This window comes from Pararobbsia alpina (assembly GCF_902859895.1).
Lineage (GTDB): Bacteria > Pseudomonadota > Gammaproteobacteria > Burkholderiales > Burkholderiaceae > Pararobbsia > Pararobbsia alpina.
Genome location: NZ_CADIKM010000024.1, coordinates 60,626 through 77,871 on the forward strand (window position 1 = coordinate 60,626; position 17,246 = coordinate 77,871).

The 17,246-nt window shown below is 61.8% G+C and carries 17 protein-coding genes, 1 pseudogene and 1 riboswitch; of the genes and pseudogenes, 13 read left to right on the forward strand and 5 right to left on the reverse strand.

Features of this window, described 5'->3' with window-relative positions; genetic code table 11:
- Positions 1-205: 205 nt before the first annotated feature.
- Entirely contained in the window at positions 206-1,231 is a 1,026-nt protein-coding gene (locus HV670_RS20365) for an ABC transporter substrate-binding protein (RefSeq protein ID WP_175106677.1), read from the reverse strand.
- A gap of 197 nt (positions 1,232-1,428) precedes the next feature.
- A riboswitch (guanidine-I (ykkC/yxkD leader) is annotated at positions 1,429-1,555 on the reverse strand.
- A 54-nt stretch (positions 1,556-1,609) separates the two neighbouring features.
- Positions 1,610-1,978, reverse strand: a complete 369-nt coding sequence (locus HV670_RS20370) for a helix-turn-helix domain-containing protein (protein ID WP_175106678.1) — start codon at positions 1,976-1,978, stop codon at positions 1,610-1,612.
- A gap of 262 nt (positions 1,979-2,240) precedes the next feature.
- Here HV670_RS20370 and HV670_RS20375 point away from each other — a divergent pair, with 262 nt between their 5' ends.
- From HV670_RS20375 to HV670_RS20400, 6 genes are all read left to right on the forward strand, one after another.
- The gene (locus tag HV670_RS20375; protein WP_175106679.1) at positions 2,241-3,116 is read left to right on the forward strand and encodes a sugar phosphate isomerase/epimerase family protein; all 876 of its coding nucleotides are present in this window, start codon (positions 2,241-2,243) and stop codon (positions 3,114-3,116) included.
- A gap of 17 nt (positions 3,117-3,133) precedes the next feature.
- Positions 3,134-4,183 (forward strand): isopenicillin N synthase family dioxygenase, encoded by a 1,050-nt coding sequence (locus HV670_RS20380; RefSeq protein WP_175106680.1) that lies wholly within the window; start codon positions 3,134-3,136, stop codon positions 4,181-4,183.
- Between the two features lie 220 nt (positions 4,184-4,403).
- Complete coding sequence (locus HV670_RS20385) at positions 4,404-4,877, forward strand: VOC family protein (protein ID WP_175106681.1); 474 nt, start codon at positions 4,404-4,406, stop codon at positions 4,875-4,877.
- Positions 4,878-4,971: 94 nt separating this feature from the next.
- The gene (locus HV670_RS20390) at positions 4,972-6,513 is read left to right on the forward strand and encodes an MFS transporter (RefSeq protein WP_175106700.1); all 1,542 of its coding nucleotides are present in this window, start codon (positions 4,972-4,974) and stop codon (positions 6,511-6,513) included.
- A gap of 265 nt (positions 6,514-6,778) precedes the next feature.
- Positions 6,779-7,270, forward strand: coding sequence for a heme-degrading domain-containing protein (locus HV670_RS20395; RefSeq protein WP_175106682.1), 492 nt, complete (start codon positions 6,779-6,781; stop codon positions 7,268-7,270).
- A 125-nt stretch (positions 7,271-7,395) separates the two neighbouring features.
- The gene (locus HV670_RS20400) at positions 7,396-8,268 is read left to right on the forward strand and encodes an aldo/keto reductase (protein ID WP_175106683.1); all 873 of its coding nucleotides are present in this window, start codon (positions 7,396-7,398) and stop codon (positions 8,266-8,268) included.
- A gap of 110 nt (positions 8,269-8,378) precedes the next feature.
- Here the strand turns inward: HV670_RS20400 and HV670_RS20405 are convergent, their stop codons facing one another.
- Complete coding sequence (locus HV670_RS20405; RefSeq protein ID WP_175106684.1) at positions 8,379-9,290, reverse strand: LysR family transcriptional regulator; 912 nt, start codon at positions 9,288-9,290, stop codon at positions 8,379-8,381.
- A 241-nt stretch (positions 9,291-9,531) separates the two neighbouring features.
- On the opposite strand from HV670_RS20405, the gene HV670_RS20410 reads away from it, so the two are divergent.
- The 5 genes from HV670_RS20410 (at position 9,532) to HV670_RS20430 (ending at position 13,126) form a co-directional block, all read left to right on the forward strand.
- The gene (locus HV670_RS20410) at positions 9,532-10,476 is read left to right on the forward strand and encodes a dioxygenase family protein (protein ID WP_175106685.1); all 945 of its coding nucleotides are present in this window, start codon (positions 9,532-9,534) and stop codon (positions 10,474-10,476) included.
- Between the two features lie 79 nt (positions 10,477-10,555).
- Positions 10,556-11,299 (forward strand): transporter substrate-binding domain-containing protein, encoded by a 744-nt coding sequence (locus HV670_RS20415; RefSeq protein ID WP_175106686.1) that lies wholly within the window; start codon positions 10,556-10,558, stop codon positions 11,297-11,299.
- A 35-nt stretch (positions 11,300-11,334) separates the two neighbouring features.
- Positions 11,335-11,547, forward strand: coding sequence for a tautomerase family protein (locus tag HV670_RS20420; protein WP_175106687.1), 213 nt, complete (start codon positions 11,335-11,337; stop codon positions 11,545-11,547).
- On the forward strand, positions 11,544-12,362 hold the full coding sequence (locus HV670_RS20425; RefSeq protein WP_175106688.1) for a 2-keto-4-pentenoate hydratase: 819 nt from the start codon (positions 11,544-11,546) through the stop codon (positions 12,360-12,362). Before HV670_RS20420 ends, HV670_RS20425 begins: the two co-directional genes overlap by 4 nt.
- Complete coding sequence (locus tag HV670_RS20430; protein ID WP_175106689.1) at positions 12,359-13,126, forward strand: 2-keto-4-pentenoate hydratase; 768 nt, start codon at positions 12,359-12,361, stop codon at positions 13,124-13,126. The genes HV670_RS20425 and HV670_RS20430 overlap by 4 nt, the downstream gene beginning before the upstream one ends.
- A gap of 254 nt (positions 13,127-13,380) precedes the next feature.
- On the opposite strand, the gene HV670_RS20435 is transcribed toward HV670_RS20430, so the two are convergent.
- Positions 13,381-14,334 (reverse strand): DNA-binding protein, encoded by a 954-nt coding sequence (locus HV670_RS20435; protein WP_175106690.1) that lies wholly within the window; start codon positions 14,332-14,334, stop codon positions 13,381-13,383.
- 180 nt (positions 14,335-14,514) lie between these two features.
- Between HV670_RS20435 and HV670_RS20440 the strand changes: the two genes are divergently transcribed.
- Positions 14,515-15,684: a tyrosine-type recombinase/integrase gene (locus HV670_RS20440; RefSeq protein WP_175106691.1), complete on the forward strand. Its 1,170-nt coding sequence runs from the start codon at positions 14,515-14,517 to the stop codon at positions 15,682-15,684.
- Positions 15,685-15,827: 143 nt separating this feature from the next.
- Here the strand turns inward: HV670_RS20440 and HV670_RS20445 are convergent, their stop codons facing one another.
- The gene (locus HV670_RS20445; RefSeq protein ID WP_175106692.1) at positions 15,828-16,262 is read right to left on the reverse strand and encodes an ATP-binding cassette domain-containing protein; all 435 of its coding nucleotides are present in this window, start codon (positions 16,260-16,262) and stop codon (positions 15,828-15,830) included.
- Positions 16,263-16,560: 298 nt separating this feature from the next.
- Here HV670_RS20445 and HV670_RS20450 point away from each other — a divergent pair.
- Positions 16,561-17,246, forward strand: a pseudogene (locus HV670_RS20450) (ISNCY family transposase); the annotation flags it as partial.

Below are 17,246 nucleotides of genomic sequence, written 5' to 3' on the forward strand. Positions count from 1 at the left end.
TCGTGAATGCGGGTCGATTTCGATTGTAGCGTCCCGATCTTGCGTTCGCCTCCGTTGGAATGGTGAAGTTCAGGCGGAATGGGGAAGTTCAGGCCAAAAAAAAGGCCGGCATCGAGAATGCCGGCCTTCCTGGCTTGCTGCTGATCCATTACTTTCGATTTGCTTTCATTTCACGGCAGGTCGGTGCAGCGTCATCCGGCACACGTCACTGCGCAACCGTGAGCGACGGATCGATATACGTACCGACGTCTTGCGCCTGTTTGTAGACCGCATTGCGCACGTTGAACTTGTCGGCATTCGCACTCGAACCGTAGACGGAATCGAGCCCGTCACCCTTGGTGAGCGCCTTCTTTGCGGCAGTCGCGTCGAGCAAATGGGTCCCCTTGAGCAGCGGCAGGTACTGGGCCGGCGTCAGGCCGACACGCGCGGACATGATCTTGACCGCATCCGCCTGCGTCTTCGGGTCGTTGACGTACGCCACGCATTGATACCAGACCTTCAGGACCTTGGCCCAATCGGCCTTGCGCGCCGACAGGCTCGCCGGATTCACCGTGAAGGTGTCATAGATCAGGCCTGGCGCATCGGCCGAGGTGAAGATCGCGCGCGAGCCCGGTACGCGCTTGAGTGCTTCGCCTGCGTTCGGTTGCCATGCGCCGACCGCGGCGATGTCCTTCGAAGAGGCCAGCACCTGCGGCAGTTCGTTGGTCTTCGCGTTGACGAGCGTGACGTCCGTTTCCTTGAGACCGTTTTTCTCGAGCGCGGTATCGAGCAACAGATGGTCGACCAGCCCGACTTCGACACCGACTTTCTTGCCCTTCAGATCCTTGACGGACTTCGTCGACGGCCTGGCGACGAGCATGTCGTTGCCGCTCGAGTAGTCGGTGACCAGGATCATGACGTTCTTCGCACCGGTCGCGCCGGTTACGAGCGCATCGCCATTGGTCGCGCCGACAGCGTCGAGCTTGCCTGCGGAGAATGCGTCGAGAGAAGCCGAGTAGTCGAACCACTCGAAGTCGACATCGACGCCGGCCTCCTTGAACCAACCCTTGTCGATCGCGATCTGGAACGCGACAAAGCCGGGCCAGTCGCTATAGCCGATCTTCAGCGGTGCAGCGGCGTAGGCCGGTGCCGTGGCGAAGCCGACAGCCAGCGCGGCCGTGACACTGGCGATGGCATGGCGAACGATCCGTGAAGGGCGGCGGGTAAGCAGCGAGGAGTCAAATCGATTCATTAGTTTTCTCCAGGAGACCGGGTGAGCGTGTGATTGGAAAGCCGCCTCGTGCGCACTCGCTCGTAAGCCTGCCTCGAGGCATCACCTCAAGCGCTCGCCTGCGAAGCGTCGCACGATCCGACGACATGACCGGTCCCGCGGGATGCGGGAGAATCAAAGCCGGCCACGGAGAGGCACGACAGCCGTCGCTATCGCCGATCTCCCGGGCTTTTATCCCGCCGTGTAGTGCGCGTCTGGCGACAGCCTGCTCTGTGATCGCCTGGGCACACCGGGCTGCTCTCGGACCAGGCATTCTTGCGAACCGGAACCCTAGCATCCCTAAGATGCGACATCGCCGCACCTCTCGGGCTCAGTCTAGCGATAAGCGTGCCAGCAGCTTCAATCGAGGGTGCCGAAGCGTTCATGCACGTAGGCGAGAAACTGCTCGAGCCGGTGGGCGATGGCCGGGGCAAGGCTCACGTACTTGATGCGCCGGTCGTGCTCCGCGCTGGTTTCGAGCAGCCAGCCTTCGTCGATCAGAGACTGCACATAACGCACGGCCGTGCGGCGGCTCACGCCGGGCATGAACTCGTAGAGCGCGGTCTTGGCAAAGTGAGCCTGCTCGTCCATCCACATCCGGCAAAACAGATCGCTGTAGTTGAGGTCGTTGAGCCCGAGATCGCCGAACGACGCCGACCATTGCAAGTCCATGTCGAGGATCGCTCGCGCGACTGCTTGTCCCAGATTGCGGGCGATTTTCTTCTTCATCGATTCACCAGTAAGAGGAGGCGCGCACAGTTTATGTGCAAACCGATCGGGAAATCGAGTGAACCATGCCCGTCCGTGTGCACACCACCCGGTGTCCGCTCGCGATCCTGTCTTCGAGGCCCGCACTCATGCGTCGATGTCCAGGGAGGTGGCCATGGATCGCGGCCACAAATTGTTTTTGCCACTCGAAATTATCATGTACGATTGCATGCACTTTTGCACATAAATCAGCTACCTCACTTTTACACGCCAAAAGACCGCAATGGAATTGAAACTGTTCAAGACGTTCTGGGGTTTCGACGGCGGTCCGGCCGACGCGGCTCACCTCGTGCGAAGCGCCGGCTTCGACGGCATTGAAGCGCCCGTGCCGGCGGCAGAGGCCGCCCGCCAGGAGTTCGCGGCGGAGATCGCCGATGCGCAGCTCGACTTCATTGCCGAGATCACGACGGCTGGCAGCTACGTTCCCGAACGATCGGCGACGCCCGATGACCACCTGCGTGATTTCGAGGCCAAGATCGTCTGGGGCAAGCCGCTCAAGCCGCGCTTCTTCAATGTGATGGCGGGCTGCGATGCGTGGCCGGCGGCCACGCAGGTCGACTTCTTCGCACGCGCAGTCGAGATCGCTGCCCGGCACGACGTGATCTGCAGTTTCGAAACGCATCGCGGTCGTTCATTCTTCAATCCGTGGATCACGCGCGATGTCGTGCGTGCGGTGCCGGCGCTCAAGCTGACCTGCGACTTCAGCCATTGGGTTTCGGTCTGCGAGCGCTTGCTCGAGAGCGAATGGGACACGATCCTCGAACTCGCACCCCATGCGCATCATCTGCATGGGCGCGTCGGGTATCCGCAAGGACCGCAGGTTCCGCATCCGGCCGCCCCCGAATATGCCGATTGCCTCGCCTCGCATCAACGGATGTGGGAGGAACTGTGGAAGGCGCAGATCGCCAACGGCTATACGACCACCACGATGACGCCCGAATTCGGCCCGGACGGCTATCTGCATACCTTGCCGTTCACGAACGCACCGGTCGCGGATCTCTGGGAAATCAACACCTGGATGGGCCAGACCGAGCGTCGGCATCTCGCCACATTCCTCGCGCGGCGTGACACGTCGCGCACCGCTCAGGTGGCCGCCTAGACAAACGGATCGATTCGATGAACGCCCATCACACCCATTTTGACCGCTTGCCCGTCGTCGACATCAGCGGCCTCTATAGCGACGACCTCGACGTGCGTCTCGCGACCGCCCAGGTGCTCGACCGGGCCGCGCGCGATGCGGGCTTCTTCTATGTGACCGGCCATCAAGTCAGCCGCGAACAGCAGGCCGCGCTCGTCGACCATGCCCAGCGCTTTTTCGCCTCGCCCCACGATTGGAAGATGCGCTACTACATCGGCCAGTCGCTTGCACATCGCGGCTATGTACCCGAAGGCGAGGAAGTGTTCGCGGGCGGCAAGCGCGATAAGAAGGAAGCGTTCGACACGGGCGCCGACCTGCCGCTCGACGACCCGCTCGTCAAAGCCGGCACACCGTTGCTCGGGCCGAATGTCTGGCCCGATCAACCCGGCTTCAGCGACGCCGTCACGAGCTACTACAAGGCTGCGTTCGCTTTGGGGCGGGTCTTGTTCCGCGGCTTTTCGCTCGCGCTCGGTCTGCCCGAAACCCATTTCGAGACCTATTTGAGTAAGCCGCCGAGCCAGTTGCGCCTCGTTCATTACCCGTTCGATGCGAGCGCCGCGGATGCACCGGGCATCGGCGCGCACACCGACTATGAGTGCTTCACGATCCTGTTGCCGACCGCGCCGGGACTCGAGGTCATGAATGGGGAGGGCAGGTGGATCGATGCGCCGCCCATCGACAACGCGTTTGTCGTCAATATCGGCGATATGCTCGAAGTGTGGACGGGCGGCACCTACGTCGCGACCTCGCATCGTGTGCGCAAGGTCAGCGAGGAGCGCTTTTCGTTTCCGCTGTTCTTCGCTTGCGACTACGCGACGGTGGTCGAACCGCTGCCGAAGTTCGCCACACCCGAGGCCGTCGAGAAGTACCCGCCAGTCTCCGCGGGTGAACACCTGTTCGCGCAGACGGCTCAGAGCTTCACCTACCTCAAACAGCGGCTCGAACGTGGCGAACTGGTATTGCCGGACGGCTCCAAGGCGCTTGCGAGCTTCGGGCAGCAGGCGCGGCACGCGACGCTCGAGGAATAGGGGTGGTCGAGGATCGGGGCGCGATCGTTGCGATCTCATAGGTTGGGCACATGGGTGCCTCCATCGAGTGGAGCTCCGAGCGGTGCGGGACACAAGGGCGGGACAGACAGGGACGTGATTGAGTACAATCCACAGCGGCGCGTCCCGCGGTCCGGTTCGCCATGCCTGAACCGGACCGGTGCGCGAGGCCACAGCCCGCGCTGCCATATTGCACCCGAGTATGTCGATTCGCGCCGCCTCCATCGTCCATCTTTGCATAAAGGAACTTGCCGTGACCGCCGCACCGCTGTTTCACCTTGCATTCCCCGTTGACGATCTGAGCAAGGCGCGCCGTTTCTATGGTGATCTGCTCGGCTGTGAAGAAGGGCGCAGTTCGGATGAATGGGTCGACTTCAACTTCGGCGGACATCAGATCGTCGCGCATCTGGCGCCCGATGAAACCGGTCACCGTTCGATCAATCAGGTCGACGGCGACGCGGTCCCGGTCCGTCATTTCGGCCTGATTCTCTCAATGGAAGAATGGCAGTCGCTGGCCGACAAACTCACCGCACACGGTACGCAATTCATCATCGAACCGCATATCCGTTTCAAGGGGCAGGTCGGCGAGCAGGCCACGATGTTCTTCCTCGACCCGTGCGGCAACGCGCTCGAATTCAAGGCATTCGGAACCCGGGACCAGATCTTCGCGAAGTAAGCGGGAAGTGAGCGAGTCCGATCTGGTGACCGTCCCTCCGACCACGCGCGGGGGCGCCTGCGCTGTGCGTCCGTTTCGCGACTCCCTGCTGGCGATGCTCGGCATCGCGCTCGTCAATATGCTGGTCGCGCTCGACCAGACTGTCGTCAGCACAGCGTTGCCGTCGATCCTGTCCGAGTTGGAGGGTTTCCAGTACTACGCGTGGATGGCGAGCGCCTATCTGCTCGCGTCCGTCGTCACGGTGCCGATCTTCGGCAGGCTTGGCGACTATTTCGGCCGCAAGCCGTTCGTGGTCGCCGCGGTGATCACCTTTACCGCGGCCTCGGTGCTTTGCGGGATCGCCCCGTCGATGCTGACCCTCGTGCTTGCGCGCGGCCTCCAGGGCGTCGGCGGCGGCATGATGGTCGGAACGGCTTTCGCGGCGATTCCCGACCTGTTTCCCGATCCGCGCACACGCGTGCGCTGGCAGGTCGTGATGGCCGGTGCCTATGGCATCGGCACGGCCGCAGGCCCTTCGCTCGGCGGCTTCCTGAGCGAGCACTACGGCTGGCGCTCGACCTTCCTGGTCAACTTGCCGGTGGGGCTCGCGGGCCTGTATTGCGTGGTCCGCCATCTGCCGAATTTCAGGCGCGCGGTGCAAGGCAAGGTCAGGATCGACTGGCTCGGCGCGGTGCTGTTGAGCATCGCGCTGGCCTGTCTGCAGATGTGCGTCGAAGACCTGCCGCGACGAGGGCTGGAGACAGGCACGGTCGTGCTGCTCGTGACGACGCTGGTCAGTGGCGCGGCGTTCCTTGCATGTGAGCGGCGTGCCCTGCATCCGATCGTGCCGCTTGCGCTATTCGACAACAGCAAGCTCGTCGTGCTCTTCACACTTTCGATGCTGGCCGGCGTTGCGATGTTTTCCTTGATTTTCTTCGCGCCGCTGTTGTTGCAGGGCGGCTTCGGCATGTCGCCGCAGCAGGCCGGGCTGATCGCAACGCCGCTGCCCGTCTGCATCGCGGCGGGCAGCCTGCTGAACAGCCATATCGTGGTTCGGCTCAAGAAGCCGACGACGATTCTGAGCGCGGGCTTTCTGCTGCTGTTGGTCGCCTGCCTCGGTGTCGCGATGACCTATCGCTACACACCGCTGCTGCTGCTCGAAATCGCACTCGGCTGCGGCGGGGTGGGGCTCGGCTTTGTGCTCAACAACATGAATGTCTTTGTGCAGGAGATTGCCGGCCGCGAGAACTTCGGCATCGCGACCGCGCTGATGCAATCGACGCGAATGGTCGGCGGCATGATCGGCACCGCCGCGGTCGGCACGATCGTCGCGCGCAGCTATGCGGGTGGCGTCAGTGACGCGCTCGCGCATTTGACGACCGCCACGAATGCGGCGCAGTGGTCCGCCAGGCTCAGCGATCCACAGGTACTCATCGATGCGGGCACACGTGCCATGACATTGACCCAGCTGGCCGAGGCCGGTATCGACGGGCCCGAGATATTGAACCTGAGCCGTCAGTTGCTGGTCGGTTCCATTCATACAGGGGTGCTGTTCGTCGCGATGGCGATTGCCGCGGCCGTCATCCTGGTCAGGCGGATTCCCGATGTAACGCTGCATGCGAAGCCGGCGAGTACGGTGGTCGAATCCGGTCATTGATGGGCACGGCGAGGTAGGGGACGTCGGGACGCGCGTTTGCGCTACATCAACGTGTACGATCTTGCATGCGGACTCTGTTGGACAAGCGAGGGCGGCATCTGCCCACGCCCCGATGGTCGGTCGCATGGCGGTCCGCATGGTAATTTGTGGGTTGTGGCGTGCAAGTCGTTTGCCGGCCACGCAGGATGCGTTTGCTATATCCGAGTGTCTTTGCTTCGTCGACGCTCGCCTTTTCGATACTTATAATCTGAACAAATATCGCCCCATGACGCTTTCCATTCCCAGCACGACGGCCACGATGACGCCCGAAGACATCGCCGCGCAGGAAGCTGCGCTGACCTTCCCGCGCTTTACGCATCTCGATGCGCTGAAAGTCGGTGAAGCGCTGACACGCGAGGGTCTTTCGCGTGGCTTGCCGATTGCGATCGACGTTTATCTGTTCGAGCGCACTGTTTACAGTGCGGGGTTGCCGGGCAGTACGGCAGACAACCTCGACTGGATCCGCCGCAAGCGCAACGTCGTGCTGCGCTTCGGCAAGTCGTCGTTCCGGATCGGGCGCGAACGTGCAGCCAAAGGCGTCTCGCTTCACGACAATGCGGCGATTTCGGAGGTCGACTATGCGGCGCATGGCGGCTCGTTTCCGATCCTCGTCGAGGGGACGGGGCCGATTGGCGCGATCTCGGTATCCGGTCTGCCTGGACATGAAGATCATGCGACGATCATTGCGGCTTTGACGAAACTTCGCGCAGAGGCGTAGAGGCGAGGGCGGGCGGGTAGCGGGGCGTGCCGAGACGAATTCATCACGTGCGCGTACGATGGCGACTCCTATCCGGGCCGGCCTCCACGGTCGGCTTTTGGTAACACCGTACGAGGAGACGCATCATGTCGAAGTCAGTTTCCGCCTCTGCTTCCGGTCAGTTCAAGATCGGCGGCGACCTTTCCGTCAACCGGCTGGGTTTCGGCGCCATGCGCATCACGGGCAAGGGCATCTGGGGCGACCCGGCCGATCCCGCCGGTGCGCGTGCGACGCTGAAGCGTCTGACCGAGCTCGACGTCAACCTGATCGATACGGCCGACAGCTACGGTCCATATGTCAGCGAAGACCTGATTCGAGAAGTTCTCCATCCGTACCATGGCCTTGTAATCGCGACCAAGGCTGGCCTGACACGTTCGGGGCCGGATAGATGGGCAGCGGTCGGCCGTCCCGAGTATTTACAACAGTGCCTCGAGATGAGTTTGCGCCGCTTGGGTGTCGAGCAGATCGACCTTTGGCAGTTGCATCGGATCGATCCGAAGGTGCCGCGCGAGGAGCAATTCGGTGCGATTGCGGCGATGCGCAAGGCCGGACAGATTCGGCACGTCGGTCTCAGCGAAGTCAACGTTGAGGAAATCGAGGCTGCGCAGAAGCATTTTCCGGTCACGACCGTGCAGAACCAGTACAACCTGGTGGATCGCAAGAGCGAAGCCGTGCTCGACTATTGCGACAAGCACGGCATCGGCTTCATTCCATGGCATCCGCTCGCGGCTGGCGAGCTTGCGAAACCGGGTTCCATCCTCAGCAAGATCGCCGAACAGCACCACGTGACGACCGGTGCGATCGCGCTTGCGTGGTTGCTCAAGCGTTCGAAGGTCATGCTGCCGATTCCCGGCACGGGCAGCGTGGACCACCTCATCGAAAACGTCGCAGCGGCGGACGTGAAGCTGAGCGATGCCGAGTTCGAGGAACTGGATAAGCAGGGCCGCAAGGCGGGCTGAGCGCTCAGAGAGGGGCGGGCTTCTATGGCACGCTTCGCCCCTCTGATGTGGATGCCGACCTGGAATGCCGTTCAGATCAATGACGCATGCGAATGGGTCCACCGGCGGCGTCAACTCAAAGGCTTGGCCCGAACTTGCTTCGATCGCGACGACCGGATCAACTTGAGGAAGGCGAGGAGTATCGGTGAGGTATCGTTGCGCCGATAAAGGCAGCTCAACTCGATCTGCTGTAGCCGGGACGATTTGAGCGGACGATAGACCACGCCCGGCAAGCGAAGGTTCATCGCCGACTCCGTTGTGATGCACAGGCCGAAGCCGTTCGCGACCAGCGCAATGCAGGTCACGACGTCGTCGACTTCCTGCTCGACGCGCAATTTGACGCCTTCGGCCCGAAACGCCGCCGTCACCTCCTGCGCGAGCCCATGTACCGGTGCGTTCGGGTACAGAATCATCCGTTCGTCATCGAGGTCGCGCATCGTCACGACTTTCTTCTTGCACAGGGGATGGCCCTCGTAGAGCGCCACGAGAAACGCCTCGCGCTGTACCCAATCCACGCCGATATCGTGCTCGTTCGGTACCAGCCGGTTGAATCCAATCGTAATGCGTCGCTCGCGAAGCGCGGCAATCTGCTCTGCCTTCGACATATTGTGCAGGCCGATTTTGACGTCCGGCCGCTCGGTATGAAAAGTCGCCAGCAATCGCGGAATCACGTTCAAGATCCCGGAGCTGAAGATGCCGACATCAAGCCTCCCCCTATAGCCTTTGCCGGCGAGTTGGGTCTGTTCTTCGGCGCGTCGGGACAACGCGAGAACATGGGGCACTTCGTCGAGCAATGCATGGCCCGCGGCCGTCAATTCCGCACCCTTGGCCGTGCGGATGAATAGCGGTGTCCCGAGTTCTTCTTCCAGCGCGCGTATGTTCCGGGTGAGTGGCGGTTGCGCCATGTGCAGACGTGCGGCCGCTCGCCCGAAGTTCAGTTCCTCCGCGAGGGCAAGGAAATAGCGCATCTGCTTCAGTTCCATCGTCTCTGATCCTGGTTATTGGGCTGATATCGGAAGGGTATCAAAACGTGCAGAAGTGCCGTTGGGCCTCGACCCTGCCACACGGTCAAATCCATACCGATAGGGTATTGAGAATTCAAAATACGGTATTGGACGGTATGTTTGGTCAGCGTGCATCATGGTCAAAACATGTGCGTCAGCGCCAGTAGCAAATTCGAGGCGACTGAAGAATCGGCATTGCGCGCACACCGAGGAGGCAGGAATGATCATTGGCAACCAGAAAGACGTCACCGAGGCTGTTCTTGCGGAACTCAGCCGCGCTCCCAACGCGCGTTTCCGCGAAATCATGTCCGCCGCGGTTCAGCATCTGCACGACTTCGCGAGGGACACCCAACTCACGGAAGCAGAGTTTCACCAGGTCTGTGGCTACATCGCAAAGCTTGGCCAGCTGTCCACCGCGTCGCACAATGAGGTCGTGCTTGCAGCCGGCTCTATCGGACTGTCGTCGCTGGTTTGTCTGCTGAACAATGGTGATAACGGCCAGGCCGAAACGACTGCAAACCTGATGGGACCGTTCTGGCGCATGGATTCACCCATCACCCCCAAGGGAGGCTCGATCGTGCGTTCACCGACAGTCGGTGTGCCGATTTTCGTCAACGCATGGGTTCACGACACCGACGGCAAACCGGTAGAAGACGCCGAAGTCGATGTGTGGCACACGTCGGCCGAAGGCTTTTACGAGAGCCAGGACCCCGAGCAGGCGGATATGAATCTGCGCGGCAAGCTCACCACCGACAGTGAAGGCCACATTGCGTTCCGCAGCGTGAAGCCGGCGGGTTATCCGATTCCGCTGTCGGGTCCGGTAGGCGAACTCCTGCGCGCGCAAGGCCGCCACAATATGCGCCCGGCCCACATTCACTTCATGATCTACAAGCCGGGCTTCAAGACCCAGTTCTCGCAGGTCTATTCGAGCGACGACCCCAATCTCGACACCGACGTACAGTTCGCCGTGACCCAGGCGCTCGTCGGCCGATACGTGCTCCACGAAAACGAGCCCGCACCGTCCGGCGATATTCAGGGGCCGTGGTATTCGCTCGACTATCACTTCAAGATCGAGGCGGGCGAGGCCAATCTGCCGAAACCGCCGATCACGGGCAAGGCTGAAGGCCCGCGCCCGGTTTGGTCGGTACTGGAGCGCACGTCTTGACAACTGGAACACGGAAACAACGTCAAAACTGTCTCCTTACCTCCTTGGCCTGAAGGCCAATGTTTTCTCGGAGACACTGATGAGCGATGCACAGCTTCAGCAGGCACGGCACCAGCTTGCGCCGAACGGCGTGCTGCGGGCGGCGATCAACCTCGGCAATACTGTGATCGCGCAACGTGCTGGCGAGAACGGGGAGTTGAGCGGCGTCTCCGTCGAGCTCGCGCGTGAACTCTCGAAGCGACTCGGCGTCGACGTGCAGTTTGTCACGTTCGAAGCGGCAGGGAAGGTGTTCGAAGCGCTTGCCGACGACGCGTGGGACGTTGCATTCCTCGCGATCGATCCATTGCGCGGCGAGCAGATTGCGTTCACGCCCCCGTATGTATTGATCGAAGGCGCGTACATGGTGCGCGACACGGCGCCATTTCAGCGCAGCGAGCAGGTCGACCGCAGCGGGGTGCGGGTGACAGTGGGGGCGGGCAGTGCGTATGACCTCTATCTGACGCGCACGCTCAAGGAGGCGCAGATCGAACGTCACGCGAGCGCCGCCGACGCGTTCGAGGCGTTCGTTGCGCACGGCATCGACGCGGCTGCCGGGGTGCGCCAGGTGGTGAGCCGCTACGCATCGACGCATGAGGGCTTGCGCGTGCTCGACGACAGCTTCATGACGATCCGCCAGGCGATGGGCGTGCCGAAGGATCGAACCGAGGCAGCGGCGGCGCTCGCCGTCTTCATCGAAGAGATGAAGGCGCAAGGGTACGTTGCCGCAGCGCTTGAGCGCAGTGGTCAGACGGCGGCTGCGGCGGCACCGCCAGCGACACTTTAATCAAACTCGCTTCGAATCTCGCATACAGGAAAGCCATGCCAATCGTCCATATTTCACTTGTCGAGGGTCGTGATGAGGCTGCCGTCAAGGCCTGCGTCAAGGCCGTGGCCCGCACGGTGCACGAAACCCTGGGCGCACCGCTGCACACCATCCGCGTGTACGCGACGATCACGCCGGCGACGCACTGGGCGGTCGGCGATCAAACCAAGGACGAGCTCGCCGCAGGCGCACAAGAGACCGGGAAATGACACCACAACTGATAGAACAGGCCGCCCGCGCGCTGACGGAAGCTACGCGAACGCACAAGTACATTGCGCCGCTGCGCGAGACCTATGAGCAACTCACGATCGAAGATGCCTACGCGATTCAACGTGTCAATACGCAGCGGCGTCTCGCCGATGGACGACGCCTAGTTGGCTGCAAGATCGGTCTGACCTCGGCGGCTGTGCAGAAGCAGCTTGGCGTCGACCGCCCGGACTTCGGCATGTTGTTCGACGATATGGGCTACGGCGACGGCGAACCGATTCCAGCGTCGATACTCACCCAGCCGAAGATCGAAGCCGAGATAGCGTTCGTGATTGGACGCGATATCACGGTGTTGAATCCTGGCCAGCTCGATGTGCTGAACGCGATCGACTATGCGCTGCCGGCGCTCGAAATTGTAGGCAGTCGCATCGCCGACTGGAATATCCACATTACCGACACGATTGCCGACAATGCGTCGTCGTCCGCGTATGTGCTTGGCAACAGACCTCGGAAGCTGTCGGAGTTCGATCTTCGACTGTGCGGCATGGTGATGGAGCGGCGCGGGGAACCGGTGTCCGTCGGTGCGGGCGCGGCCTGCCTCGGCAATCCGATCAATGCAGTCGTTTGGCTCGCCCGCATGATGGCGACGCTTGGCACACCGCTGAAGGCAGGAGATCTGGTGTTATCCGGCGCGCTCGGGCCGATGGTGGCCGTGCAGCCCGGCGACATCTTCGAAACTCGCATCAACGGACTGGGCTCGGTGCGGGCGGTCTTTGAATCTGAGGCAGTGCAATCCGTAAGCGAGGCCCGGCAATGAGCAACATCCAAGAATTCTCAGCGCTGCTCGATGACGCGGCGCGCAACGCGACCGAAGTATCGCAGATCGATCCCGAGGGCCGTCTGTCGCTTGATCAGGCATACGAGATTCAAGCAGCGTCGATCAAACGACGCGTCGAGCGCGGCGAGCGCAGGGTCGGCGTGAAGATGGGTTTCACGAGCCGTGCGAAGATGGTCCAGATGGGCCTCTCCGATGTGATCTGGGGGCGCCTCACCGCCGGCATGCAGATCGAGGAAGGTACCGCGATCGATTTTTCTCGCTACGTGCACCCGCGTGTGGAACCGGAAATTGCATTCGTGCTCAAGCACTCGCTTGATGGCGACGTGACCGGACCGCAAGCGCTTGCCGCTGTCGAAGCCATTGCGCCGGCGCTCGAGATCATCGACTCGCGCTACAAGGACTTCAAGTTCACGCTGCCTGAGGTGATCGCGGACAACGCATCGTCGAGTGGTTTTGTGATCGGTGCATGGCGCGATCCGAAGATCGACTTCGCCAATCTCGGGCTGACGTTGAACATCGACGGGCGCGTCGTGCAGGTGGGCTCGACTGCTGCGCTGCTCGGTCATCCGTTGCGCTCGCTGGTGGCCGCCGCGCGTCTGTCGGCGCAGGCCGGCGAGCCGCTGCAGGCCGGCTGGATCGTGATGGCAGGGGGCACAACACCGGCCGAATGGATCAAGCCTGGTCAGTTTGTGTCAGTCGACATGGAGCAATGCGGCAGCGCTGGTTTTCACATCAGAGGATGAAGTAGGGCCCATCGCCCTGGTCAAGCCAAACCAGGGCGACTCGAGGATCACCGGAACACAAATCCCACTGGGAATTCCCTCCCGCAAAGCCTTACTCCGCCCCAGGCATCGGTCCCTTTACAGGCAAAAATTCTGTTCACCCATTCTCAAGTGACGCTCTCGCGGGAGGGGCATATGAACACAACTTCCAGGGATAAATGCGTTTGCTCGAACCCGTGCACACACAAGGGCTGAAGAAACATATCGACCCACTATTAAGCGTCCTTTCGCGAGCGTCTGGTCCTACGTACCAGAGAGGACTGATTGCGAGCCTTGAGTTGGCCTTGCAGCAGCGCGACCTGGCGGGCGAGCGCATCACGTTTGAGCTGCAGGTCACGAGCCTCCTCCATGACGCTACCGAGCTGCCTCTCATGCCGCTCGGCAAGCCGCCTGTGCTCAGCAGCGTCTGCCGATATCCGCTGGACATCGACAACGAGCTGCTCGTTACGCCGCCGGATCTCTGAAAGCGCAGCCTCGGCGCGCCGTTGTGCATCACGCGCTTCCTCGGTCTGCAGCATGACGTGCTTCTGGACAGCCTCCAGCCGGGAAGTCGCCTGATTGACCTCTGCACGCAATGCAGCCTCATGTTCCGTGCGACTGGTCCGCAAGACTTCGAGTTCGCGGGCGTGGGCCGATTGCGCATCGTGCAGCGCCCGCTCCGATTGCGCGCGAACCGCGTCCCGTTCGGCTATGGCGGCCTCGGCCTGACGGAGCGCCGCGTCTCGCCCGGCTCCGGCCTGAGCGAGTTCAGTCACCACCACAGCGAGTCGCGCCTGCTGATCGTCGAGTTGAGCGCGAAGGGTGCGAACTTCAGCCTGAAGTTCCGCATTGGCAGTCTCGAGGGAGGCCACGCGCGTGGTCGCGACCGCTGCTTCCGTTTCGAGTTCTTCGCCGCGTTGCGCAAAGACCTGTTCGCCCTGCTCGACCGCGAGCGCCCACACTGACAGCATCGCATTGGCGACCGCCGGCGGCAGCGCAGCGCTTAGCGCATCAATGCGTGTCTGCTCGTCCTTCCACAACTTCAGTTCGTCGTTGATTGTGGTGCGGCTACCCTGGCGAATCTCTGCATAAATCAGATCGACGGTGAGTTCATGCGGAAGCCGCCCTGAGGCGACGAGTCGCGCAGCGGCTTCACGGGTGCGGATGCGGGTGTCGCTGATACGGCTCATGGACGAAATCCAACTTGAAAAGAGGTGACTGAAGAAGAAGCTTTGCCAAGCATTATAGGCGTATATCTTCGTATTACGTTATACCTATAACGATTCGATGAATAAATTTGTGATAACGACCATAATCGCAAGTATCTATCCTGTACGCTGCGGAAAACCCATTTCAGAACGCGTCACACCATGAATCTGCCCGCCACAACCGCGGAATCACCGGACCCGGTCCTGTCCATCGCACTGCCTGCCGCCGTTGACGGTCGCGACGGCACCAACCGTGCGCGCGGTGTGCGCCTGCAGATCGCCGCGTCCTGCGACGTGGAGGCCGTGCGAGTGTGGCTGGCGGAATATGCCGGCTCACCGCACACGCTGCGCAGCTATCGCAAGGAGGCGGTGCGCCTGCTGTTATGGGCAACCCAGACGCTGGGCAAGCCGCTTTCCAGCCTCACGCGCGAGGACTTTCTGGTGTATGAGCGGTTTCTCGCGGCGCCCACGGGCGATTGGGCCGATCCGGAACGGCCGCGGCGGGGCGGAGCGCGGCGGCTGTTCGATGGTCCGCTGTCGGAACGCAGCCAGCATCAGGCGCTAGGTATCGTGTCGAACCTGCTGTCGTATCTGGTCAGTGCAGGCTATCTGGCTGGCAATCCGCTCGCGCTGCGGCGTCGCACAGGCGCTGCGGCCAAGCGCGCGCGGCGGGTCGAGCGGTATCTGGATCACGCGCTATGGGACCACGTGCTCGCAAGCGTCGAGCAGTGGCCGCGGATCACCGCGCGCGATCACCAGCACTACGAGCGCAGCCGCTGGCTGATCCGCCTGCTGTACCACACGGGGCTGCGGGTCTCGGAAGCGGCGAATGCGAAGGCCGCGGACTTCTATCAACGGCGGGGCAAGTGGTGGCTGTACGTAGTCGGGAAGGGCGGTTCGGAAGGGGAGGTACCGGTGAGCACCGCGCTCATGGCTGAGCTTGCGCGGTACCGGGTTTTTTATGGGCTGCCGCCGACGCCGTCGGGAGATGAAACGGTCGCCGCGATCTTGAGCGTCACGGGCGATCCTCACAAAAACCTGACCCCAGCGGCGGTCTATCTGATCGTCAAGGAGGTTTTTCGACGCGCCGCTGACGCGCTCGCGACGAGCGATCCAGTCGGCGCCGCAACGCTTCTACGGGCGTCGACACATTGGCTTCGTCATAGTGCGGCCTCGCACCAGGCTGATGCCGGCACCGACCTGCGCTTCATCCAGAAAAATATGCGCCACGCGTCGATCCAGACCACTGGAATCTATCTTCACGCCGAGGATGACCGACGACACAGCGAGACAGTCCGGGAGCAGGGCGAAAGAGAGTGGCCCGATTCCTAGCGCATGCACGCGGTTGGTTCCGAACGCGGTCGCCATGCCAACGAAACGGTGCGGGAGCAGGGCGAAACAACGTGGCCCGATTCCTGGCGAAATGGTCGTGTTCGTCGATGACGTGGTGGCCGAGCGCGAGTGGCTCCCGCACTTCACGATTCGTGAACCAGCGCGAGGGCGATAAGCTCCTCTTCTTCACTGGATACGACAACGACGCAACGTCCCTCTTGGGCGAGCTTTCGGATGAGCGCGTAAATGTCCGCCCTGGCCCCAACGTCGACGCCTTTGGTTGGTTCATCCAGCAGAATCAAATCCGCACCCTGCTCAATGATGCGTGCAAGCAGCACTTTCTGCTGATTACCGCCCGACAGCGCCTTGATTGGCCCTTCAAGGCGACCTCGGGTGCCAATCCGCGCGAGGGTTGCGCGAGCCGATTCCTGGCAAGTGGTCGTGGGGATCGATGCACCGAGCGGGTAGGTCCTGAAATTTCCTGGGCTTCGGCGATCTTTCTTGCGACACCTGTGGTCCAGGCGACGTGTCGCAGAGCTTATTTGAGGTAATCGGCTAACTTTTGAAGAAGTGGCCACCTCCGATTTCGTCGCCAATAATTTGAGAACACCGGGCTATCGACGTGCACCGCGGGATTGGCGGAACGGGGTCTGGTTGCCAACCTTTAGGTAAACCGACGCGGACGGCGGCCTGGACGCTGAAGGCTATCTCAACATTATTTTACATAACGTAAATTAGCGTCGTTTTTGGTTGTAATAGCTTTATGCAAATGTCGTGTTCTGGCCATGTAGAAATGTCGTGTTTTGACCTCGGTATGCTTGCCGGTTCCCCCGCGTGACTACGGAGCCGGCCATGCATCGAGCTGCACTGGTGACAATGAACATGCGAGAACTCGACCGTCTGAAGGTGATCCAGGCTGTTGTGGACATGGGACTCAAGCCCGGACGCGCGGCTGAACGGCTGGGTCTGACGGTGCGACAGATCGAGCGTCTGGTGATCCGGTACAGGGAGTCTGGCGCGGCAGGACTAGCCTCGCGCAAGCGGGGTCGACAAGGTAACCGGCGCCTGAACGAGAATCTGGCCCAGCGGGCTCAGGCCATCATCCGCGAGTGCTATGTCGATTTTGGCCCGACGCTGGCCTGCGAGAAGCTGTACGAGTGCCACGGCATCCGGCTCGCAAAGGAGACCGTCAGGCGCCTGATGACGGATGCGGGCCTGTGGATACCGCGCCGGCAGCGCCCGCCGAAGATCTACCAGCCACGAGCCCGGCGGTCGTGTCTGGGCGAGCTGATCCAGATCGATGGCAGCGATCACCGGTGGTTCGAGCAACGCGCCCCCCGGCGTGCACGCTGCTGGTGTACGTCGACGACGCAACGAGCCGGCTGATGGCGCTGCACTTCACGGCGACCGAGTCGACCTTCAGCTACTTCGAAGCGACGCGGGCCTATCTGGAACAGCACGGCAAGCCGGTCGCGTTCTACAGCGACAAGTACAGCGTATTTCGCAAGACGAAGACGGACGAAACGGGAGGCAATGTGACGCACTTTGGCCGCGCGATGTAC

Coding starts and splice junctions, on each gene's coding strand:
- HV670_RS20440 (WP_175106691.1), top strand. CDS start 14,515: ATGAATCTGCCCGCCACAACCGCGGAATCACCGGACCCGGTCCTGTCC.
- HV670_RS20385 (WP_175106681.1), top strand. CDS start 4,404: ATGTCGATTCGCGCCGCCTCCATCGTCCATCTTTGCATAAAGGAACTT.
- HV670_RS20400 (WP_175106683.1), top strand. CDS start 7,396: ATGTCGAAGTCAGTTTCCGCCTCTGCTTCCGGTCAGTTCAAGATCGGC.
- HV670_RS20380 (WP_175106680.1), top strand. CDS start 3,134: ATGAACGCCCATCACACCCATTTTGACCGCTTGCCCGTCGTCGACATC.
- HV670_RS20365 (WP_175106677.1), bottom strand. CDS start 1,231: ATGAATCGATTTGACTCCTCGCTGCTTACCCGCCGCCCTTCACGGATC.
- HV670_RS20410 (WP_175106685.1), top strand. CDS start 9,532: ATGATCATTGGCAACCAGAAAGACGTCACCGAGGCTGTTCTTGCGGAA.
- HV670_RS20420 (WP_175106687.1), top strand. CDS start 11,335: ATGCCAATCGTCCATATTTCACTTGTCGAGGGTCGTGATGAGGCTGCC.
- HV670_RS20435 (WP_175106690.1), bottom strand. CDS start 14,334: ATGAGCCGTATCAGCGACACCCGCATCCGCACCCGTGAAGCCGCTGCG.
- HV670_RS20370 (WP_175106678.1), bottom strand. CDS start 1,978: ATGAAGAAGAAAATCGCCCGCAATCTGGGACAAGCAGTCGCGCGAGCG.
- HV670_RS20375 (WP_175106679.1), top strand. CDS start 2,241: ATGGAATTGAAACTGTTCAAGACGTTCTGGGGTTTCGACGGCGGTCCG.
- HV670_RS20405 (WP_175106684.1), bottom strand. CDS start 9,290: ATGGAACTGAAGCAGATGCGCTATTTCCTTGCCCTCGCGGAGGAACTG.
- HV670_RS20430 (WP_175106689.1), top strand. CDS start 12,359: ATGAGCAACATCCAAGAATTCTCAGCGCTGCTCGATGACGCGGCGCGC.
- HV670_RS20390 (WP_175106700.1), top strand. CDS start 4,972: ATGCTCGGCATCGCGCTCGTCAATATGCTGGTCGCGCTCGACCAGACT.
- HV670_RS20425 (WP_175106688.1), top strand. CDS start 11,544: ATGACACCACAACTGATAGAACAGGCCGCCCGCGCGCTGACGGAAGCT.
- HV670_RS20415 (WP_175106686.1), top strand. CDS start 10,556: ATGAGCGATGCACAGCTTCAGCAGGCACGGCACCAGCTTGCGCCGAAC.
- HV670_RS20395 (WP_175106682.1), top strand. CDS start 6,779: ATGACGCTTTCCATTCCCAGCACGACGGCCACGATGACGCCCGAAGAC.